The organism is Streptococcus mitis (assembly GCF_946190155.1).
GTDB classification, from domain to species: domain Bacteria; phylum Bacillota; class Bacilli; order Lactobacillales; family Streptococcaceae; genus Streptococcus; species Streptococcus mitis_CL.
Genome location: NZ_CAMHZL010000012.1, coordinates 15,286 through 35,374 on the forward strand (window position 1 = coordinate 15,286; position 20,089 = coordinate 35,374).

The 20,089-nt window shown below is 42.6% G+C and carries 14 protein-coding genes and 2 pseudogenes; all 16 read left to right on the top strand.

Features of this window, described 5'->3' with window-relative positions:
* Positions 1–170: 170 nt before the first annotated feature.
* The 16 genes and pseudogenes from comA (at position 171) to N8O80_RS08830 (ending at position 20,087) form a co-directional block, all read left to right on the top strand.
* Entirely contained in the window at positions 171–2,324 is a 2,154-nt protein-coding gene (gene comA / locus N8O80_RS08760) for a peptide cleavage/export ABC transporter ComA (RefSeq protein WP_261027939.1), read from the top strand.
* Positions 2,325–2,336: 12 nt separating this feature from the next.
* Positions 2,337–3,686 (top strand): competence pheromone export protein ComB, encoded by a 1,350-nt coding sequence (gene comB / locus N8O80_RS08765; protein ID WP_261027940.1) that lies wholly within the window; start codon positions 2,337–2,339, stop codon positions 3,684–3,686.
* Positions 3,687–3,856: 170 nt separating this feature from the next.
* The gene (gene purC, locus N8O80_RS08770; protein ID WP_000043282.1) at positions 3,857–4,564 is read left to right on the top strand and encodes a phosphoribosylaminoimidazolesuccinocarboxamide synthase; all 708 of its coding nucleotides are present in this window, start codon (positions 3,857–3,859) and stop codon (positions 4,562–4,564) included.
* 76 nt (positions 4,565–4,640) lie between these two features.
* A pseudogene (locus N8O80_RS09870) lies at positions 4,641–4,709 on the top strand (phosphoribosylaminoimidazolesuccinocarboxamide synthase); the annotation flags it as partial.
* Positions 4,710–4,764: 55 nt separating this feature from the next.
* Positions 4,765–8,490 carry a phosphoribosylformylglycinamidine synthase gene (locus tag N8O80_RS08775; RefSeq protein ID WP_261027941.1) on the top strand — a complete coding sequence of 1,242 codons (3,726 nt, stop codon included), beginning with the start codon at positions 4,765–4,767 and terminating at the stop codon, positions 8,488–8,490.
* A 93-nt stretch (positions 8,491–8,583) separates the two neighbouring features.
* Entirely contained in the window at positions 8,584–10,026 is a 1,443-nt protein-coding gene (gene purF / locus N8O80_RS08780) for an amidophosphoribosyltransferase (RefSeq protein WP_261027942.1), read from the top strand.
* Between the two features lie 174 nt (positions 10,027–10,200).
* Positions 10,201–11,223 carry a phosphoribosylformylglycinamidine cyclo-ligase gene (purM, locus tag N8O80_RS08785; protein WP_261027945.1) on the top strand — a complete coding sequence of 341 codons (1,023 nt, stop codon included), beginning with the start codon at positions 10,201–10,203 and terminating at the stop codon, positions 11,221–11,223.
* Positions 11,220–11,765 (top strand): phosphoribosylglycinamide formyltransferase, encoded by a 546-nt coding sequence (purN, locus tag N8O80_RS08790; protein ID WP_261027947.1) that lies wholly within the window; start codon positions 11,220–11,222, stop codon positions 11,763–11,765. The genes purM and purN overlap by 4 nt, the downstream gene beginning before the upstream one ends.
* Before the next feature lie 200 nt (positions 11,766–11,965).
* Positions 11,966–13,513 carry a bifunctional phosphoribosylaminoimidazolecarboxamide formyltransferase/IMP cyclohydrolase gene (purH, locus tag N8O80_RS08795; RefSeq protein ID WP_261027950.1) on the top strand — a complete coding sequence of 516 codons (1,548 nt, stop codon included), beginning with the start codon at positions 11,966–11,968 and terminating at the stop codon, positions 13,511–13,513.
* Between the two features lie 122 nt (positions 13,514–13,635).
* Positions 13,636–14,901, top strand: coding sequence for a phosphoribosylamine--glycine ligase (purD, locus tag N8O80_RS08800; RefSeq protein ID WP_261027952.1), 1,266 nt, complete (start codon positions 13,636–13,638; stop codon positions 14,899–14,901).
* 61 nt (positions 14,902–14,962) lie between these two features.
* Positions 14,963–15,079, top strand: a pseudogene (locus tag N8O80_RS08805) (phosphoribosylaminoimidazole carboxylase).
* Positions 15,080–15,114: 35 nt separating this feature from the next.
* Positions 15,115–15,603, top strand: a complete 489-nt coding sequence (purE, locus tag N8O80_RS08810) for a 5-(carboxyamino)imidazole ribonucleotide mutase (RefSeq protein WP_261027954.1) — start codon at positions 15,115–15,117, stop codon at positions 15,601–15,603.
* On the top strand, positions 15,590–16,669 hold the full coding sequence (purK, locus tag N8O80_RS08815; RefSeq protein WP_261027957.1) for a 5-(carboxyamino)imidazole ribonucleotide synthase: 1,080 nt from the start codon (positions 15,590–15,592) through the stop codon (positions 16,667–16,669). The genes purE and purK overlap by 14 nt, the downstream gene beginning before the upstream one ends.
* Before the next feature lie 577 nt (positions 16,670–17,246).
* The gene (locus N8O80_RS08820; protein ID WP_261027958.1) at positions 17,247–17,495 is read left to right on the top strand and encodes a phosphoribosylaminoimidazole carboxylase; all 249 of its coding nucleotides are present in this window, start codon (positions 17,247–17,249) and stop codon (positions 17,493–17,495) included.
* A complete protein-coding gene (locus N8O80_RS08825) occupies positions 17,485–19,290 on the top strand; it encodes an AAA family ATPase (protein ID WP_261027960.1) in 1,806 nt (601 codons plus the stop codon). Before N8O80_RS08820 ends, N8O80_RS08825 begins: the two co-directional genes overlap by 11 nt.
* A 23-nt stretch (positions 19,291–19,313) precedes the next feature.
* Entirely contained in the window at positions 19,314–20,087 is a 774-nt protein-coding gene (locus N8O80_RS08830) for a restriction endonuclease (RefSeq protein ID WP_261027962.1), read from the top strand.
* Positions 20,088–20,089: the final 2 nt, after the last annotated feature.

Sequence of the window (20,089 nt, forward strand, 5' to 3'; positions counted from 1 at the left end):
TATACTCTTCGAAAATCAAATTCAAACCACGTCAACGTCGCCTTACCGTATATATGTGACTGACTTCGTCAGTCCTATCTACAACCTCAAAACAGTGTTTTGAGCAGCCTGTGGCTAGTTTCCTAGTTTGCTCTTTGATTTTCATTGAGTATTAGGAAAAGGAGATGAATATGAAATTTGGGAAACGTCACTATCGTCCGCAGGTGGATCAGATGGACTGCGGTGTAGCTTCATTAGCCATGGTTTTTGACTACTATGGTAGCTATTATTCCTTGGCTCACTTGCGAGAATTGGCCAAGACAACCATGGATGGGACAACGGCTTTGGGCTTGGTCAAGGTGGCAGAGGAGATTGGCTTTGAGACGCGAGCAATTAAGGCGGATATGACGCTCTTTGACTTGCCAGATTTGACCTTTCCTTTTGTTGCTCATGTGCTTAAGGAAGGAAAATTACTCCACTACTATGTGGTGACTGGGCAGGATAAGGATAGCATTCATATTGCCGATCCAGATCCTGGGGTGAAATTGACCAAACTGCCACGTGAGCGTTTTGCGGAAGAATGGACAGGAGTGACTCTGTTTATGGCACCTAGTCCAGACTACAAGCCTCATAAGGATCAAAAGAATGGTCTGCTCTCTTTTATCCCTATATTAGTGAAGCAGCGTGGCTTGATTGCTAATATCGTTTTGGCGACGCTCTTGGTAACCGTGATTAATATTGTGGGTTCTTATTATCTGCAGTCTATCATTGATACCTATGTGCCAGATCAGATGCGTTCGACGTTGGGGATTATTTCTATTGGGCTGGTGATTGTTTATATTCTTCAGCAGATCTTGTCTTACGCTCAGGAGTATCTCTTACTTGTTTTGGGGCAACGCTTATCGATTGATGTGATTTTGTCCTATATCAAGCATGTTTTTCACCTGCCTATGTCCTTTTTTGCGACACGCAGGACAGGGGAAATCGTGTCTCGTTTTACAGATGCCAACAGTATCATTGATGCGCTGGCTTCGACCATTCTTTCGATTTTCCTAGATGTGTCAACGGTTGTCATTATTTCCCTTGTTTTATTTTCACAAAATACCAATCTCTTTTTCATGACCTTATTGGCGCTTCCTATCTACACAGTGATTATATTTGCTTTTATGAAGCCGTTTGAAAAGATGAATCGGGATACCATGGAAGCCAATGCGGTTCTGTCTTCTTCTATCATTGAGGACATCAACGGTATTGAGACTATCAAGTCCTTGACCAGTGAGAGTCAGCGTTACCAAAAGATTGACAAGGAATTTGTGGATTATCTGAAAAAATCCTTTACCTATAGTCGGGCAGAGAGTCAGCAAAAGGCTCTGAAAAAAGTTGCCCATCTCTTGCTCAATGTCGGCATTCTCTGGATGGGGGCTGTTCTGGTCATGGATGGCAAGATGAGTTTGGGGCAGTTGATTACCTATAATACCTTGCTTGTTTACTTTACCAATCCTTTGGCAAATATCATCAATCTGCAAACTAAGCTTCAGACAGCGCAAGTTGCCAATAACCGTCTGAATGAGGTTTATCTGGTAGCTTCTGAGTTTGAGGAGAAGAAAACGGTTGAGGATTTGAGTTTGATGAAGGGAGATATGGACTTTAAGCAGGTTTCCTACAAGTATGGCTATGGTCGAGATGTTTTGTCAGATATCAATTTGACCATTCCCCAAGGTTCTAAGGTGGCTTTTGTGGGGATTTCAGGATCAGGTAAGACGACCTTGGCCAAAATGATGGTTAATTTTTACGACCCAAGTCAGGGAGAGATTAGTCTGGGTGGTGTCAATCTCAATCAGATTGACAAAAAGGCCCTGCGCCAGTATATTAACTATCTGCCTCAACAGCCCTATGTCTTTAACGGAACGATTTTGGACAATCTTCTCCTTGGAGCCAAGGAGGGAACGACACAGGAAGATATCTTACGGGCGGTCGAATTGGCAGAGATTCGGGAGGACATTGAGCGCATGCCACTAAATTACCAGACGGAATTGACTTCGGATGGGGCAGGAATCTCAGGTGGTCAACGTCAGAGAATTGCTCTGGCGCGTGCTCTCTTGACAGATGCGCCTGTCTTGATTTTGGATGAGGCGACCAGCAGTTTGGATATTCTGACAGAGAAGCGGATTGTAGATAATCTTATGGCTTTAGACAAGACCTTGATTTTCATCGCCCACCGCTTGACCATTGCTGAGCGGACAGAGAAGGTGGTTGTTTTGGATCAGGGCAAGATTGTTGAAGAAGGAAAGCATGCTGATTTGCTTGCACAGGGTGGATTTTACGCCCATTTGGTCAATAGCTAGAAAGAGGAGAGGATGAAACCAGAATTTTTAGAAAGTGCGGAGTTTTATAATCGTCGTTACCATAATTTTTCCAGTCGGGTGATTGTCCCCATGTCGCTTTTGCTCGTGTTTTTGCTTGGCTTTGCAACATTTGCAGAGAAGGAGATGAGTTTGTCTACTAGAGCTACTGTCGAGCCTAGTCGTATCCTGGCAAATATCCAGTCAACTAGCAACAATCGCATTCTTGTTAATCATTTGGAAGAAAATAAGCTGGTAAAAAAGGGAGAACTGTTGGTTCAATATCAGGAAGGGGCAGAGGGTGTCCAAGCGGAGGCCTATGCTAGTCAGTTGGACATGCTCAAGGATCAAAAAAAGCAATTGGAGTATTTGCAAAAGAGTCTGCAAGAAGGGGAGAACCACTTTCCAGAGGAGGATAAATTTGGCTACCAAGCCACCTTTCGCGACTACCTCAGCCAAGTGGCTAGTCTTAGGGCTAGTACATCGCAACAAAATGAGACCATCGCGTCCCAGAATGCAGCAGCTAGTCAAACCCAAGCTAAAATCGGCAACCTCATCAGCCAAACAGAGGCTAAAATTCGCGATTACCAGACAGCTAAGTCAGCTATTGAAACAGGTGCTTCCTTGGCCAGTCAGAATCTAGCCTACTCTCTCTACCAGTCCTATAAGTCTCAAGGTGAGGAAAATCCGCAATCTAAGGCACAAGCAGTTGCGCAAGTTGAAGCACAGCTTTCTCAGTTAGAATCTAGTCTTGCTACTTACCGTATCCAGTATGCAGGTTCGGGTGCCCAACAAGCCTATGCATCAGGCTTAAGTAGTCAATTGGAGTCTCTCAAATCCCAACACTTGGCAAAGGTTGGTCAGGAATCGACCCTTCTAGACCAGAAAATCTTGGAGGCAGAGTCAGGTAAGAAGGTACAGGGAAATCTTTTAGATAAGGGGAAAATTACGGCGAGTGAGGATGGGGTGCTTCATCTTAATTCTGAGACCAGTGATTCTACCATGGTAGCAGAGGGGACTCTACTAGCCCAACTCTATCCGTCCTTGGAAAAAGAAGGGAAAGCCAAACTAATAGCTTATCTTAGTTCAAAGGATGTAGCAAGGATCAATATCGGTGATTCTATTCGCTATACTACGACTCATGATGCCAAGAATCAACTTTTCCTAGATTCTACTATTACAAGTATTGATGCGACAGCGACTAAGACTGAGAAAGGGAATTTCTTTAAAATTGAGGCGGAGACTAATCTAACTTCGGAGCAGGCTGAAAAACTTCGATATGGGGTGGAAGGTCGCCTGCAGATGATTACGGGCAAGAAAAGTTATCTACGTTATTATTTGGATCAATTTTTGAACAAAGAGTAATGTTCGTGTTCTTAGAGTTAAATGATTTTTAAACTGTGAGAAAGATTCTTCTTGCAGTTTTTTTCTTTATGATTTCCGCCACACAATTATTATTTATTCGGTTAAATTCTTGTAATTTTAGGTTTTTTATGGTAGAATGTGCTCAAGTAATACGAAAGGCGAACTTTAAAATGTCAAAACAATTGATCTATTCGGGAAAAGCTAAAGATATCTATACAACTGAGGATGAAAATCTTATTATTTCAACTTATAAGGACCAAGCGACTGCTTTCAATGGTGTTAAGAAGGAGCAGATTGCTGGTAAGGGAGTGTTGAATAATCAGATTTCATCTTTTATTTTTGAGAAATTAAATGCGGCTGGTGTGGCGACTCACTTTGTGGAGAAACTTTCAGATACAGAACAACTCAATAAAAAGGTTGAGATTATTCCTCTCGAGGTTGTGCTTCGCAACTACACGGCTGGTTCCTTTTCAAAACGTTTTGGCGTAGACGAAGGTATTGCATTTGAAACTCCGATTGTCGAATTTTACTATAAAAATGATGATTTGGATGATCCATTTATCAATGACGAGCATGTGAAATTCCTACAGATTGCGGATGACCAGCAGATTGCCTACTTGAAGGAAGAAACGCGTCGTATTAATGAACTTTTGAAAGGCTGGTTTGCTGAGATTGGGCTTAAGTTGATTGACTTTAAGCTAGAGTTCGGTTTTGATAAGGATGGCAAGATTATCTTGGCAGACGAATTTTCACCAGATAACTGCCGTTTGTGGGATGCGGATGGCAATCACATGGACAAGGATGTTTTCCGTAGAGGATTGGGAGAGCTAACAGACGTTTATGAAGTTGTCTGGGAGAAGTTGCAAGGTTTGAAATAATCTGTTTGCAACGGAAAACCTTCGTCTCTCAACTAAAAGGACTCAGGCTGAAAAGGTCCCACAGACCTTTTCACTCCGTAGGGGATTGGGAGAACTAACAGACGTTTACGAAGTTGTTTGGGAGAAGTTGCAGGGGTTGAAATAACAACCTCAAAGTCGTTGGAAACATTGTAAGAGCTGAAATAAAGGAATAAGGATTGATGGATAAACGTATTTTTGTTGAAAAAAAGGCTGATTTTCAGGTCAAGTCAGAGAGTTTGGTTAGAGAACTCCAGCATAACTTGGGGCTTTCAACTTTGAAAAGTATTCGCATCGTGCAAGTGTATGATGTATTTGACTTGGCAGAGGACCTGTTTGCGCCTGCAGAGAAACACATTTTCTCTGAGCAGGTGACAGACCATGTCTTGGATGAAGCAGCTGTGCAGGCGGATCTTGCCAACTATGCTTTCTTTGCCATTGAAAGCCTACCAGGGCAGTTTGATCAGCGTGCAGCTTCTTCACAGGAAGCCTTGCTTTTACTAGGAAGTTCAAGTGATGTAAAGGTTAATACAGCCCAACTTTACTTGGTGAATAAAGATATTGATGCGACTGAGTTGGAAGCAGTCAAGAACTATCTGCTCAATCCAGTTGATTCTCGTTTCAAGGACATCATGACAGGGATTGCCAAGCAAGAATTTTCAGAGTCAGACAAGACCATTCCTAAATTGACTTTCTTTGAAAACTATACAGCAGAAGACTTTGCTCGCTACAAGGCCGAGCAAGGGATGGCCATGGAAGTGGATGATTTGCTTTTTATCCAAGACTACTTCAAGTCAATCGGGCGCGTGCCAACTGAGACAGAGCTCAAGGTTTTGGATACTTACTGGTCTGACCACTGCCGTCACACGACGTTTGAGACAGAGTTGAAACACATCGACTTTTCAGCTTCTAAATTCCAAAAACAATTACAGGCAACCTATGACAAATATATCACTATGCGCGATGAGTTGGGGCGTTCTGAAAAACCACAAACCTTGATGGATATGGCCACTATTTTCGGTCGTTATGAGCGTGCCAATGGACGTTTGGATGATATGGAAGTGTCAGACGAGATTAATGCTTGCTCAGTAGAAATCGAAGTGGATGTTGATGGTGTGAAAGAGCCATGGCTCCTAATGTTCAAGAATGAAACTCACAACCACCCAACGGAAATTGAGCCATTTGGTGGAGCGGCTACTTGTATCGGTGGTGCTATTCGCGACCCATTGTCAGGTCGCTCATATGTCTACCAAGCCATGCGAATCTCAGGTGCGGGTGACATTACAGCACCGATTTCTGAAACTCGCGCTGGGAAATTGCCACAACAAGTTATTTCTAAAACAGCGGCTCATGGTTATTCTTCATATGGTAACCAAATTGGGCTTGCGACGACCTATGTTCGTGAATACTTCCACCCAGGCTTTGTAGCTAAACGCATGGAGCTTGGTGCGGTTGTCGGAGCGGCTCCTAAGGGCAATGTTGTCCGTGAAAAACCGGAAGCGGGAGATGTGATTATTCTCCTTGGAGGTAAGACTGGACGTGATGGTGTCGGTGGTGCGACGGGCTCTTCTAAGGTTCAAACGGTTGAGTCTGTAGAAACTGCTGGAGCTGAAGTTCAAAAAGGGAATGCTATCGAAGAACGCAAGATTCAACGTCTGTTCCGTAATGGTGATGTCACTCGTCTTATCAAGAAATCTAATGACTTTGGTGCTGGTGGTGTCTGTGTGGCTATCGGTGAATTGGCAGACGGTCTTGAAATCGACCTCAACAAGGTTCCTCTTAAATACCAAGGCTTGAATGGTACCGAAATTGCCATCTCTGAATCACAAGAACGGATGGCTGTGGTGGTTCGTCCTGAAGATGTGGATGCCTTCGTTGCGGAATGTAACAAAGAGAATATTGATGCTGTTGTTGTTGCGACAGTAACTGAAAAACCAAATCTAGTCATGCACTGGAATGGTGAAACCATTGTCGACTTGGAACGTCGTTTCCTTGACACCAATGGGGTACGTGTGGTCGTCGATGCTAAGGTCGTGGACAAGAATGTCAAGCTTCCAGAAGAACGTCAAACATCTGCTGACACACTTGAAGCAGATACCCTTACGGTTCTATCTGACCTCAACCATGCGAGTCAAAAAGGATTACAGACTATCTTTGACTGCTCTGTTGGACGCTCAACGGTTAATCACCCACTTGGTGGTCGTTACCAGCTCACACCAACTGAGGCATCTGTGCAGAAATTGCCAGTTCAACACGGTGTGACTCATACTGCGTCAGTCATTGCTCAAGGTTTCAACCCATATGTAGCTGAATGGTCTCCATACCACGGTGCTGCCTATGCGGTGATCGAAGCAACTGCTCGTTTGGTTGCTACTGGTGCCAACTGGTCTAAGGCTCGTTTCTCTTACCAAGAGTACTTTGAGCGCATGGACAAGCAAGCAGAGCGTTTTGGTCAGCCAGTAGCTGCTCTTTTAGGCTCTATAGAAGCACAAATCCAGCTTGGTCTACCATCCATCGGTGGTAAGGACTCCATGTCTGGTACTTTTGAAGAATTGACAGTACCGCCAACCTTGGTCGCTTTTGGGGTGACGACGGCAGATAGCCGTAAGGTGCTTTCGCCAGAGTTCAAGAATGCTGGGGAAAATATCTACTATATTCCAGGTCAAGCCCTCTCAGCAGAGATTGATTTTGACTTGATTAAAGCTAACTTTGCCAAGTTTGAAGCTATCCAAAAGGCTTACAAAGTAACATCTGCATTAGCTGTCAAATACGGCGGTGTGGTTGAAAGTTTGGCTCTTGCTACCTTTGGAAATCATATCGGTGCAGAGGTGACCTTGTCTGAACTTGAAAGTTCTTTGACAGCACAATTGTGCGGATTTGTCTTTACCTCTCCTGAAGAAATTGCTGGAGTAGAGAAAATCGGTCAAACAAGTGCAGCCTTTACACTGACTGTCAACGGTGTGAAGCTAGATGGACAGAAACTTGACAGTGCCTTCCAAGGCAAATTGGAAGAAGTTTACCCAACAGAGTTTGTCCAAGCCAAAGAACTAGCTGAAGTATCAGCTGTCGCTACTAACACAGTCATCCAAGCAAAAGAAAAGGTTGAAAAACCTGTGGTTTATATCCCAGTCTTTCCAGGAACCAACTCAGAATATGACTCAGCTAAGGCATTTGAAAAAGAAGGTGCAGAGATCAACTTGGTGCCATTTGTGACCTTGAATGAAGAAGCCATTGTCAAGTCAGTTGAAACCATGGTTGACAATATCGGCAAGGCTAACATTCTCTTCTTTGCAGGTGGATTCTCAGCTGCGGACGAACCAGATGGATCAGCCAAGTTTATCGTCAACATCCTGCTCAATGAAAAAGTACGTGCAGCTATTGATAGCTTTATCGCCCGTGGTGGCTTGATTATTGGTATCTGTAATGGATTCCAGGCCTTGGTCAAATCAGGTCTTCTTCCATACGGAAACTTTGAAGATGCTAGCAGTACTAGTCCAACCCTCTTCTACAATGATGCCAACCAACACGTGGCCAAGATGGTGGAAACCCGTATTGCCAACATCAACTCACCATGGTTAGCTGGGGTGCAAGTGGGCGATATCCATGCTATTCCTGTTTCACACGGTGAAGGGAAGTTTGTCGTGACGGCTGAGGAATTCGCTGAACTCCGTGACAATGGACAAATTTTCAGCCAATATGTTGACTTTGATGGAAAACCAAGTATGGATTCTAAGTACAATCCGAATGGTTCTGTCCATGCCATCGAAGGAATTACCAGCAAGAACGGCCAAATCATCGGTAAGATGGGACACTCAGAACGTTATGAAGACGGTCTTTTCCAAAATATCCCAGGCAATAAAGACCAGCACCTGTTCGCGTCAGCGGTTAAATACTTTACTGGAAAATAAGACTTGCAGATGTTCTAATAGATAGTAGCAGTAATGTAAAAGTCATGTAGATTTAGCTCTTGGTGCTACACAAATAAAAATTAGGTATATAAAATGACATACGAAGTAAAATCTCTTAATGAAGAATGTGGTGTTTTCGGTATCTGGGGACATCCAGATGCTGCTAAATTGACCTATTTTGGTCTCCATAGTCTTCAGCACCGTGGTCAGGAGGGGGCAGGAATCCTCTCCAACGATCAGGGACAATTGAAGCGCCATCGTGACATGGGACTTTTATCAGAAGTCTTCAGAAATCCTGCTAATTTGGATAAATTGACGGGAACTGGTGCGATTGGGCATGTGCGTTATGCGACTGCTGGCGAAGCTTCTGTAGATAATATCCAGCCTTTCCTCTTCCGTTTTCACGATATGCAGTTTGGCTTGGCTCATAATGGGAATCTGACCAATGCAGCCTCTCTCAAGAAAGAACTGGAACAAAGAGGCGCGATTTTCAGCGCGACTTCGGACTCGGAAATCTTGGCTCACCTCATTCGTCGCAGCCATAATCCGAACTTGATGGGCAAAATCAAGGAGGCGCTCAGCCTAGTTAAAGGTGGTTTTGCCTATATCTTGCTGTTTGAGGATAAGTTAATTGCGGCTCTTGACCCAAATGGTTTCCGTCCCCTTTCTATCGGGAAAATGGCCAACGGAGCGGTGGTGGTTTCCTCTGAAACCTGTGCTTTTGAGGTTATTGGTGCTGAATGGATTCGTGATTTGAAGCCAGGTGAGATTGTGATCATTGATGACAAGGGAATCCAGTATGATAGCTATACAGATGATACTCAGTTAGCAATCTGTTCTATGGAGTATATCTATTTTGCTCGCCCTGATTCTAACATTCATGGTGTCAATGTCCATACAGCACGTAAACGTATGGGTGCTCAATTGGCGCGTGAATTCAAGCACGAGGCGGATATCGTGGTCGGTGTGCCCAATTCTTCCCTCAGCGCGGCTATGGGATTTGCGGAAGAGTCCGGGCTACCAAATGAAATGGGACTTATCAAGAACCAATACACCCAACGTACCTTTATCCAACCGACTCAAGAATTGCGGGAGCAAGGGGTGCGGATGAAACTTTCTGCTGTTTCAGGCGTTGTAAAAGGCAAGCGTGTGGTTATGATTGATGACTCTATTGTACGCGGAACAACCTCTCGTCGTATCGTTCAGCTCTTGAAAGAAGCGGGTGCAACTGAGGTTCACGTTGCCATTGGTAGTCCAGCGCTAGCTTATCCATGTTTCTACGGGATTGATATCCAGACCCGTCAGGAGCTAATTGCGGCCAATCATACTGTTGAAGAAACGCGTCAAATCATTGGTGCGGACAGTCTGACCTATCTTTCTATTGAGGGGTTGATTGAGTCAATTGGTATTGAAACAGATGCACCAAATGGTGGTCTCTGTGTCGCTTATTTTGACGGTGACTACCCAACACCTCTCTATGATTATGAAGAAGACTATCGTAGAAGTTTGGAAGAAAAGACCAGTTTTTACAAATAGACAATAAATCCTCCATTAAAGAAAAGGAATATAAAAATGGCAAATAAAAATGCTTATGCTTCACGTCTCACTACTGACTAAAAGCTAAAGCATTTGTCAGTAGACGCTTTCTCCTATGGGACCAAAGCTAGAGACCTGACTAGTATTTCCCAAAAAAAGAAAAGGAAAAATAAAATGGCAAATAAAAATGCGTACGCTCAATCTGGTGTGGATGTTGAAGCGGGTTATGAAGTTGTTGAACGGATTAAAAAGCACGTGGCTCGTACCGAGCGTGCAGGTGTTATGGGAGCTCTTGGTGGTTTCGGTGGTATGTTTGACCTTTCGAAAACAGGTGTCAAAGAACCTGTCTTGATTTCAGGGACTGATGGTGTCGGAACCAAGCTCATGCTGGCTATCAAGTACGACAAGCATGACACGATTGGTCAGGACTGTGTGGCCATGTGTGTCAATGATATCATCGCTGCAGGTGCGGAGCCCCTCTATTTCCTCGACTATGTGGCGACAGGGAAGAATGAACCAGCTAAACTAGAACAAGTAGTCGCTGGTGTTGCAGAAGGCTGTGTGCAGGCTGGTGCTGCCCTCATCGGTGGGGAAACGGCTGAAATGCCGGGCATGTACGGCGAAGATGACTATGACTTGGCTGGTTTTGCGGTCGGTGTGGCTGAAAAATCTCAAATCATTGACGGTTCAAAGGTGACAGAAGGAGATGTTCTTCTTGGACTTGCTTCAAGTGGGATTCATTCCAATGGTTACTCTCTCGTCCGTCGTGTCTTTGCGGATTACACAGGTGAGGAAGTCCTTCCAGAATTGGAAGGCAAGCAACTCAAGGACGTTCTTCTTGAGCCAACTCGTATCTATGTCAAGGCTGTTTTGCCACTCATCAAGGAAGAGTTGGTCAACGGCATTGCCCACATCACTGGTGGTGGCTTTATCGAAAATGTCCCTCGTATGTTTGCAGCTGACCTAGCAGCTGAGATTGAGGAAGACAAGGTTCCAGTTTTACCGATTTTCAAAGCCCTTGAAAAATACGGTCAGATCAAACATGAGGAAATGTTTGAAATCTTCAATATGGGTGTGGGGCTTATGCTGGCAGTTAGCCCTGAAAATGTAAGTCGTGTCAAGGAATTGTTGGATGAACCAGTCTATGAAATTGGTCGTATCGTCAAGAAAGAAAACGAAAGTGTCATCATCAAATGAAAAAAATAGCGGTTTTTGCCTCTGGTAATGGCTCAAATTTTCAGGTGATAGCGGAACAATTTCCAGTAGAGTTTGTCTTTTCAGACCATCGTGACGCCTATGTGTTCGAACGTGCAGACAAGCTCGGCGTTCTGTCCTATGCTTTTGAACTCAAGGAGTTTGAGAGCAAGGCAGACTACGAAGCGGCCCTTGTCGAACTCTTGGAAGAACACCAGATTGACTTGGTTTGTCTAGCAGGCTACATGAAAATTGTTGGGCCTACCTTACTGGCAACTTATGAAGGCAGGATTATCAACATTCATCCAGCCTATTTGCCAGAATTTCCAGGAGCTCATGGGATTGAGGATGCTTGGAATGCTGACGTGGATCAGTCTGGTGTGACCATTCACTGGGTAGATTCGGGTGTGGATACAGGCAAGGTTATCAAACAAGTGCGTGTACCACGGTTGGTTGATGATACCATTGACAGTTTTGAAGCTCGGATTCATGATGCAGAGTACAAGTTGTATCCGGAAGTTATTAGAGAATTGTTGGACAAGTAAATGAAAAAATGGTTGGAAACACTTGCCTTGATTACCTTGGTAATCATTCTACGTTTACTGGTAAATTTTTTCTTCCCAGAGATTCCCTATTGGGGGAGATTTTTACTGACAGTAATTTTGGGAGTCTTGGTAATCGTCTCCCTATACTTTATGAATCGAGAAATTCGTAGGTAGAGAGTTTGAAAATGAAAGGAAAAAACATGACTAAACGCGCCTTAATCAGCGTCTCAGACAAAGCGGGCATTGTTGAATTTGCCCAAGAACTTAAAAAACTTGGTTGGGAGATTATCTCGACAGGTGGGACCAAGGTTGCCCTTGATAATGCTGGGGTGAAGACCATTGCCATCGATGATGTGACTGGTTTTCCAGAGATGATGGATGGCCGTGTCAAGACCCTTCATCCAAATATCCACGGTGGTCTTCTTGCTCGTCGTGACCTTGATAGCCACCTTCAAGCGGCTAAGAACAATAATATCGAATTGATCGACCTTGTTGTGGTCAATCTTTATCCATTCAAGGAGACTATTCTCAAACCAGATGTGACTTACGCTGATGCAGTTGAAAACATCGATATCGGCGGGCCATCCATGCTTCGTTCAGCGGCTAAAAATCATGCTAGCGTAACAGTTGTGGTAGACCCTGTTGACTATGATGTGGTGCTTAACGAATTGTCAGCCAATGGTGAAACGACTTACAAAACGCGCCAACGTTTGGCGGCTAAGGTTTTCCGTCACACAGCAGCTTACGATGCCTTGATTGCAGAATACTTCACAGCTCAAGTTGGGGAAAGCAAACCTGAAAAACTGACCTTGACTTATGACCTCAAGCAAGCCATGCGTTACGGTGAGAACCCTCAACAAGATGCAGACTTCTACCAAAAAGCTTTGCCTACTGACTACTCAATAGCTTCAGCCAAACAACTCAATGGGAAAGAATTGTCATTCAATAATATCCGTGATTCTGATGCGGCCATTCGTATTATCCGTGACTTCAAAGACCGTCCAACCGTTGTGGCTCTCAAACACATGAATCCATGTGGTATCGGTCAAGCTGATGATATCGAAACTGCTTGGGATTACGCTTATGAGTCTGATCCAGTGTCTATCTTTGGTGGGATTGTTGTTCTCAACCGTGAGGTGGATGCTGTGACAGCTGAGAAGATGCATGGTGTTTTCCTCGAGATTATCATCGCACCTAGCTATACGGATGAGGCGCTAGCTATTTTGACCAATAAAAAGAAAAACTTGCGTATCCTTGCCTTGCCATTTGACGCTCAAGAAGCGAGTGAAGTGGAAGCTGAATATACTGGTGTGGTCGGTGGACTTCTCGTGCAAAATCAAGATGTGGTGAAAGAAAGCCCAGCTGACTGGCAAGTGGTGACAAAACGCCAGCCAACTGAGACAGAAGCGACTGCTCTTGAGTTCGCTTGGAAGGCTATCAAGTATGTCAAATCAAACGGTATTATCGTGACCAATGACCACATGACACTGGGTGTTGGTCCAGGTCAGACTAACCGTGTGGCTTCTGTTCGTATTGCCATTGACCAAGCCAAAGACCGCCTTGACGGTGCTGTACTTGCTTCGGATGCCTTCTTCCCATTTGCGGATAATGTGGAAGAAATCGCCAAAGCAGGCATCAAGGCCATCATCCAGCCAGGTGGATCCGTCCGTGACCAAGAGTCTATCGAAGCTGCGGATAAATATGGCTTGACCATGGTCTTCACAGGCGTGAGACATTTTAGACATTAAGAACGTTAAAGGGAAGAAAAAAGTTTCTTTCCTTTTTTTGCGTAAAAACGCGGAGTTAAACAAGATTAAAACGAACGTTTGTGGTATAATATTAGTAAATAATTCGCAAAAGAGGTTGAGAAATGAAGCTGTTAGTTGTCGGTTCGGGTGGTCGTGAACATGCGATTGCTAAGAAGTTGCTTGAGTCAAAAGAGGTAGAAAAGGTTTTTGTTGCTCCTGGGAATGATGGGATGACTCTGGATGGTTTGGAATTGGTAAATATCTCTATTTCCGAACATTCTGAATTGATTGAGTTTGCAAAAACCAACGATATTGCTTGGACCTTTATCGGTCCAGATGACGCCCTTGCAGCTGGTATCGTGGATGATTTCCATGCAGCTGGTCTCAAAGCCTTTGGTCCGACAAGATTGGCAGCTGAGCTGGAGTGGTCCAAGGATTTTGCCAAGGAAATCATGGTCAAATACGGCGTTCCGACAGCAGCCTATGGCACATTCTCAGATTTCGAGGCAGCTAAGGTTTATATCGAGGAGAAAGGCGCTCCAATCGTCGTCAAGGCGGATGGTTTGGCTCTTGGGAAAGGTGTTGTCGTTGCTGAGACAGTCGAGCAAGCAGTCGAAGCAGCTCATGAGATGCTATTGGACAATAAATTCGGTGATTCAGGTGCGCGTGTGGTTATCGAGGAGTTTCTTGAAGGTGAGGAATTTTCACTCTTTGCTTTTGTCAATGGTGACAAGTTCTACATCATGCCAACGGCTCAGGATCACAAACGTGCCTACGACGGGGACAAGGGCCCTAACACTGGTGGGATGGGTGCCTATGCACCAGTTCCTCACTTGCCACAGAGTGTAGTTGAAACAGCGGTTGACACCATTGTCAAGCCAGTCCTAGAGGGGATGATTAAGGAAGGTCGTCCTTATCTGGGTGTTCTTTATGCGGGGCTTATCTTGACAGCGGATGGACCTAAGGTTATCGAGTTTAATGCTCGCTTTGGAGATCCTGAAACTCAGATTATTCTACCTCGATTAACCTCTGATTTTGCCCAAAATATCACAGATATTCTGGATGGCAAGGAGCCAAGCATTACCTGGACGGACAAGGGTGTGACTCTGGGTGTGGTTGTCGCATCCAACGGTTACCCGCTAGAATATGAAAAGGGTGTTGAATTGCCAACCAAGACAGAAGGCGACATCATCACCTACTATGCAGGGGCTAAGTTTTCGGAAAATAGCAGAGCACTGCTTTCAAACGGCGGACGAGTCTATATGCTCGTCACCACAGCAGATACTGTCAAAGAAGCCCAAGAAACCATCTACCAAGAACTCTCCCAACAAAAAACAGAAGGCCTCTTTTACCGAACAGATATCGGAAGCAAGGCGATAAAAGATTAACAGATACTAAATTTGTCAATGGCGAGCGAAAGCGAGCTAATATAGAACAATCTCCGCCGTTGTGAAAGAACGATTGGATGACAATCCAATCGTTCAGGGAAATTAGAAGACCTTGGGCTTCCAATTTAGGCATGAGACACCTTTGGTGGTTGCTGCCGTCCCTCACAACTTAAGGTGATTGAAAAAAGAAAGGAAAGCAAAAGGATATTAACTATGAAACCAGTAATTTCCATCATCATGGGCTCCAAATCTGACTGGGGAACTATGCAAAAAACCGCCGAAGTCCTAGACCGATTCGATGTAGCTTATGAAAAGAAAGTTGTTTCTGCCCACCGCACACCAGACCTTATGTTCAGACATGCTGAAGAAGCACGTAGCCGTGGCATCAAGGTCATCATCGCAGGTGCAGGTGGCGCAGCCCATTTGCCAGGTATGGTTGCTGCTAAAACAACACTTCCTGTCATTGGGGTGCCCGTCAAATCACGTACTCTTAGTGGCATGGACTCACTTTACTCTATAGTACAGATGCCGGGGGGCGTGCCTGTTGCGACAATGGCTATCGGGGAAGCTGGTGCGACAAATGCGGCTCTCTTCGCCCTCCGTCTCCTTTCAGTAGAAGATCAGGCTATCGCGACAGCATTGGCAGATTTTGCTGAAGAACAGGGAAAAATCGCAGAGGAGTCTACAAATGAGCTCATCTAAAACAATCGGAATTATCGGTGGCGGCCAGCTGGGTCAGATGATGGCCATTTCTGCTATCTACATGGGGCACAAGGTTATAGCGCTAGATCCTGCGGCTGATTGCCCAGCCTCTCGTGTGGCGGAAATTATCGTGGCTCCTTATAATGACGTGGATGCTCTGCGTCAGTTGGCTGAGCGTTGCGATGTCCTCACCTATGAGTTTGAAAATGTCGATGCTGACGGTTTGGATGCTGTCATCAAGGATGGACAACTCCCTCAAGGGACAGACCTGCTTCGCATTTCCCAAAATCGGATTTTTGAAAAGGACTTTCTCTCAAATAAGGCTCAAGTCACTGTAGCACCTTACAAGGTTGTGAATTCTAGCCAAGACTTGGCGGAGATTGACCTGTCCAAAAACTATGTCCTCAAGACTGCGACTGGTGGCTACGATGGGCATGGGCAAAAGGTCATTCGCTCAGAAGCAGATTTGGAAGAAGCCTATGCACTGGCTGATTCTGCAGACTGTGTCTTGGAAGAATTTGTCAACTTCGACCTTGAGATCTCTATCATCGTATCAGGAAATGGCAAGGATGTGACGGTTTTCCCAGTTCAGGAAAATATCCACCGTAACAACATTCTTTCGAAAACTATTGTGCCAGCTCGCATTTCAGAAAGTCTAGCAGACAAGGCTAAAGCAATGGCAGTGCAAATCGCAGAACAGCTCAAGTTGTCTGGAACCCTCTGTGTGGAAATGTTTGCGACTGCTGATGACATCATTGTCAATGAGATTGCCCCACGACCACATAACTCTGGCCACTATTCAATCGAAGCCTGTGACTTCTCGCAGTTTGATACCCATATCTTGGGTATTCTGGGAGCACCATTACCAGCTATCAAACTACATGCACCAGCAGTCATGCTCAATGTTCTCGGCCAGCATGTCGAGGTTGCTGAAAAATATGTCACAGAAAATCCAAGCGCCCACCTCCACATGTATGGTAAAATAGAAGCAAAGCACAACCGCAAAATGGGGCATGTGACTTTGTTTAGTGATGCGCCAGATAGTGTGGGAGAATTTGGGGAGTAGTGATATATGGATAATTTTTTTGAAGGTATGAGTAATGAAACCAAGATTTTGCATATGTGGCTGGAAACATAGTAACTGTCGTCGAATCTAAAATTGGAACTTCAACGAAGAAGAAACAAGACTTGAATCCGCTTTTAAAGTTTGATGAGGTCTACTATAAATATTACATATTATTGACGGATGAAGCTGAAGAATTTGATAAATATCTACAATCCCAAGCAGATGGTTATATTGAACCTCCCAGAGAAATATATAATAAATCGGAAGAATGTTTGTCAACTTGCAGAAAGTTAATTAAAGAAAAAATGTCTCTATCATTAAGTGATTAGTATATTGTTGTTAAACGATTTTGTGAAGCGTTCAAAATTTTGAATGATTAGCAGTAGAATTGAAGGCTTATGAAAGTGAATATAGGAAGGAAATTGTTCTCATACAATCGACTTCGGACGAAACTCTTGGAAGAATGCTACTGCTTCTTCTTGAGATGCAAGTAAACCTAACCTATTAAATTTATAGAAAGGAACAAGGGTTCCGTATCCTCTAAACTGAAGACGGGCTACGGACTTGATCAATTCTTATGATTCAAATAATAGTCAACGCATTTGTTGAAAAAGATAAGACTGGAGCGGTCGTCGAAGTCTTGTATGCTAGTAGTGACCACGAAAAAGTGAAAGCAAAGTATGAAGAACTAGTTGTTCGAAATCCAGAAAATTATCTAGCAATTTATGATTTACCACTTGATACAGATTTGAATAGACTGGATCATTACCCATCTGTGTGGATTGGAAAAGAAGAATTTGAGGAGAAAACAGATTATGAGGCTTAAGCAAATAAAAATTAAAAATTTTCGCGGTTATAAAGATGAAACAATTGTTGATTTTGATAATTTGACAGCTTTTATAGGTAAGAATGATGCAGGGAAATCAACAATTTTGGAAGCATTAGAAATCTTTTTTAATAACAAATTAGTTGTTTGTGAGAGAGATGATTTATCTGTTGGAGCGGATTCAGATTCTATTTTTATAACATGTATTTTTGATGAATTACCAGATGAGATAGTAGTTGATGCTTCTTCTAAAACTAGCTTGGAAGATGAAAATCTTTTGAATTCAAATGGTGATTTAGAAATTAAAAAAACTTTCAAATGTTCATCTGCAAAACCAAAACCGGAGACGAAAATTATTTGTAATCATCCTATAGATGATAACTACAATGATCTGTTATTGTTAAAACAAGCTGATCTAAAAAAGCGTGCGGTTGATTTAGGTATAGATGAGGATAAATACGATAAAAGAAGTAATGTTTCTATTCGACAGGCGATTTTATCTTCTAAAAGAGATTTAATAATTAAAGAGGTTGAATTAGAGGTTACAAAAGAGGATGCAAAAAAAGTATATGGAGTAATTGAGACTTTTTTACCAATTTATGCTTTGTTTCAATCAGATCGAAGTAGTTCTGATTCTGATAAAGAAATTGCGGATCCTATGTCTGTTGCGGTATCTCAAGCATTACAAGAGTTGCAAACTGAGATTAATAAAATAAAAAGTGAAGTTCAACGGAAAGCAATTGAAACTGCAGGACGTACATTAGCTAAGTTGCAAGAGATGGATGAGGATTTGGCTGCTTCTCTAATTCCAGAGTTTAAATCAGAGCCTAAGTTTGATTCGCTTTTTAAGTTATCAATAAAATCGGATAATGATATATCTATAAATAAAAGAGGAAGTGGTGTTCGTCGTTTAATTCTCCTAAATTTCTTTCGAGCTGAAGCAGAAAGAAAATTATCAGAAGCAGAGAGAAATAAGAGTATAATTTATGCTTTTGAAGAACCAGAGACTTCACAACATCCATCGCATCAAAAATTACTCATAGAAGCTTTTCTTGAGTTAGCATCCAAGGAAAATACTCAAATAATCTTAACAACCCATACTCCAGCTCTAGGTGGATTATTACCTACTGCTAGTCTTCGATTAGTAGAAAAATCAGATAAATCACAAGTTAGTAATGGAAGCGATGAAGTTTTACAGAAAATTACAGAGACTTTGGGTGTGTTGCCAGATCCAATTTCTAACGAAACAAAGGCATTGATTCTAATAGAAGGTAAAACAGATATAATCTTCTTTGAACATTTATGTAAAGTTTTAAAAGAAAGTGGAGAAATAGATAAAACTTTTAAGGAGGCAAAAATTGCATTAGTACCTACCGGTGGATGTGATAATTTAAAATCTTGGATTACAATGAAAACAGTTGACCAGTTTGGGCTTCCTTTTGGAATATTTTTAGATTCTGATAGAATGTTTCCAGCTAATAAAACGAAAAATACTGCTACTATTGATAAGAATACAAAACACGGTAGAATTGCCTTTTGCTCCCGAAAACGTGAAGCAGAAAATTATCTGCATCCAGAAATCTTCGGTGGTAAGGTACATATATCTGATTATAACGATGTGAAGGAAGAGGTTATGAAATTAGAGCAGACGAAAGAAAGTGAAGTTTTGAAAAAGTACTGGCCTAAAATGACTATAGACCAAATTCATGAGCAAGAAAAGTATCTAGATGATGATGGAATAGAACATTTTGAATTAACAGAGATTGTTAAATCATTTTTGACTTTAGTTGGCTGAGATGGAGATAATTTTACAAATTTATGGTTAATACAGGAAAAAAATTAGAGGATTATGCTCAGTATGTATATTCTCGTTTATTAGAATTGAATGATTTTGAAAATACATTGGTGTCAACAAAAGTCACCATTAAAGGTCAGAGTGGAGCAACTAATGAATTTGATGTTTACTACCAATTTACACATTTAAATATAGAGTGTAGAGTAGCTATAGAATGTAAAGATTGGAAAAATAGAGTATCAATAAAGGAAATACGTGATTTTTCTACAAAGCTACAAGATGTTGGATTGGGTAATATAATTGGAATAATGATTTCAAAGGTTGGTTTTCAAGAAGGAACAAAAGTTTTTGCAGAATCAAACGGTATTAAATTGATGACGGTTGACGAACTGCCAACAATAGTAGACATAGTAGCTGGAACAATTAAAAAAGGATTTTTACCTGATGAGAAAGTACAAGGGGAACCATTTTGGATGTTGCTGGAACAACGTAATGGAGAAGTTACAGGATCGTTCTATCAATATCCAAATATACAAGATTCACATGTAACATTGCCGTTATTTTATTCAAAAAAGATGGCTCAATATTATTATGATAACGTACCTGACAAAGAGAATTATTGTATACGTGGAGTTTCTAATTTCCAATTGAGAAGCCTTATTAGGTTAGCTGAACTACAATCTTTACAATTTATATTATTTCCTTTCCCGTATTCTTTGGATGGTGTAGATTTAAATGAATTCCCTGGAATTATCGTATCTTCTGACGTTATAAAGAATGATTACTTACGATCTTAAAT

Excerpts from the sequence above, each read along its gene's own strand:
- comA (WP_261027939.1), top strand. The coding sequence starts at position 171 with ATGAAATTTGGGAAACGTCACTATCGTCCGCAGGTGGATCAGATGGAC.
- comB (WP_261027940.1), top strand. The coding sequence starts at position 2,337 with ATGAAACCAGAATTTTTAGAAAGTGCGGAGTTTTATAATCGTCGTTAC.
- purC (WP_000043282.1), top strand. The coding sequence starts at position 3,857 with ATGTCAAAACAATTGATCTATTCGGGAAAAGCTAAAGATATCTATACA.
- N8O80_RS08775 (WP_261027941.1), top strand. The coding sequence starts at position 4,765 with ATGGATAAACGTATTTTTGTTGAAAAAAAGGCTGATTTTCAGGTCAAG.
- purF (WP_261027942.1), top strand. The coding sequence starts at position 8,584 with ATGACATACGAAGTAAAATCTCTTAATGAAGAATGTGGTGTTTTCGGT.
- purM (WP_261027945.1), top strand. The coding sequence starts at position 10,201 with ATGGCAAATAAAAATGCGTACGCTCAATCTGGTGTGGATGTTGAAGCG.
- purN (WP_261027947.1), top strand. The coding sequence starts at position 11,220 with ATGAAAAAAATAGCGGTTTTTGCCTCTGGTAATGGCTCAAATTTTCAG.
- purH (WP_261027950.1), top strand. The coding sequence starts at position 11,966 with ATGACTAAACGCGCCTTAATCAGCGTCTCAGACAAAGCGGGCATTGTT.
- purD (WP_261027952.1), top strand. The coding sequence starts at position 13,636 with ATGAAGCTGTTAGTTGTCGGTTCGGGTGGTCGTGAACATGCGATTGCT.
- purE (WP_261027954.1), top strand. The coding sequence starts at position 15,115 with ATGAAACCAGTAATTTCCATCATCATGGGCTCCAAATCTGACTGGGGA.
- purK (WP_261027957.1), top strand. The coding sequence starts at position 15,590 with ATGAGCTCATCTAAAACAATCGGAATTATCGGTGGCGGCCAGCTGGGT.
- N8O80_RS08820 (WP_261027958.1), top strand. The coding sequence starts at position 17,247 with ATGATTCAAATAATAGTCAACGCATTTGTTGAAAAAGATAAGACTGGA.
- N8O80_RS08825 (WP_261027960.1), top strand. The coding sequence starts at position 17,485 with ATGAGGCTTAAGCAAATAAAAATTAAAAATTTTCGCGGTTATAAAGAT.
- N8O80_RS08830 (WP_261027962.1), top strand. The coding sequence starts at position 19,314 with ATGGTTAATACAGGAAAAAAATTAGAGGATTATGCTCAGTATGTATAT.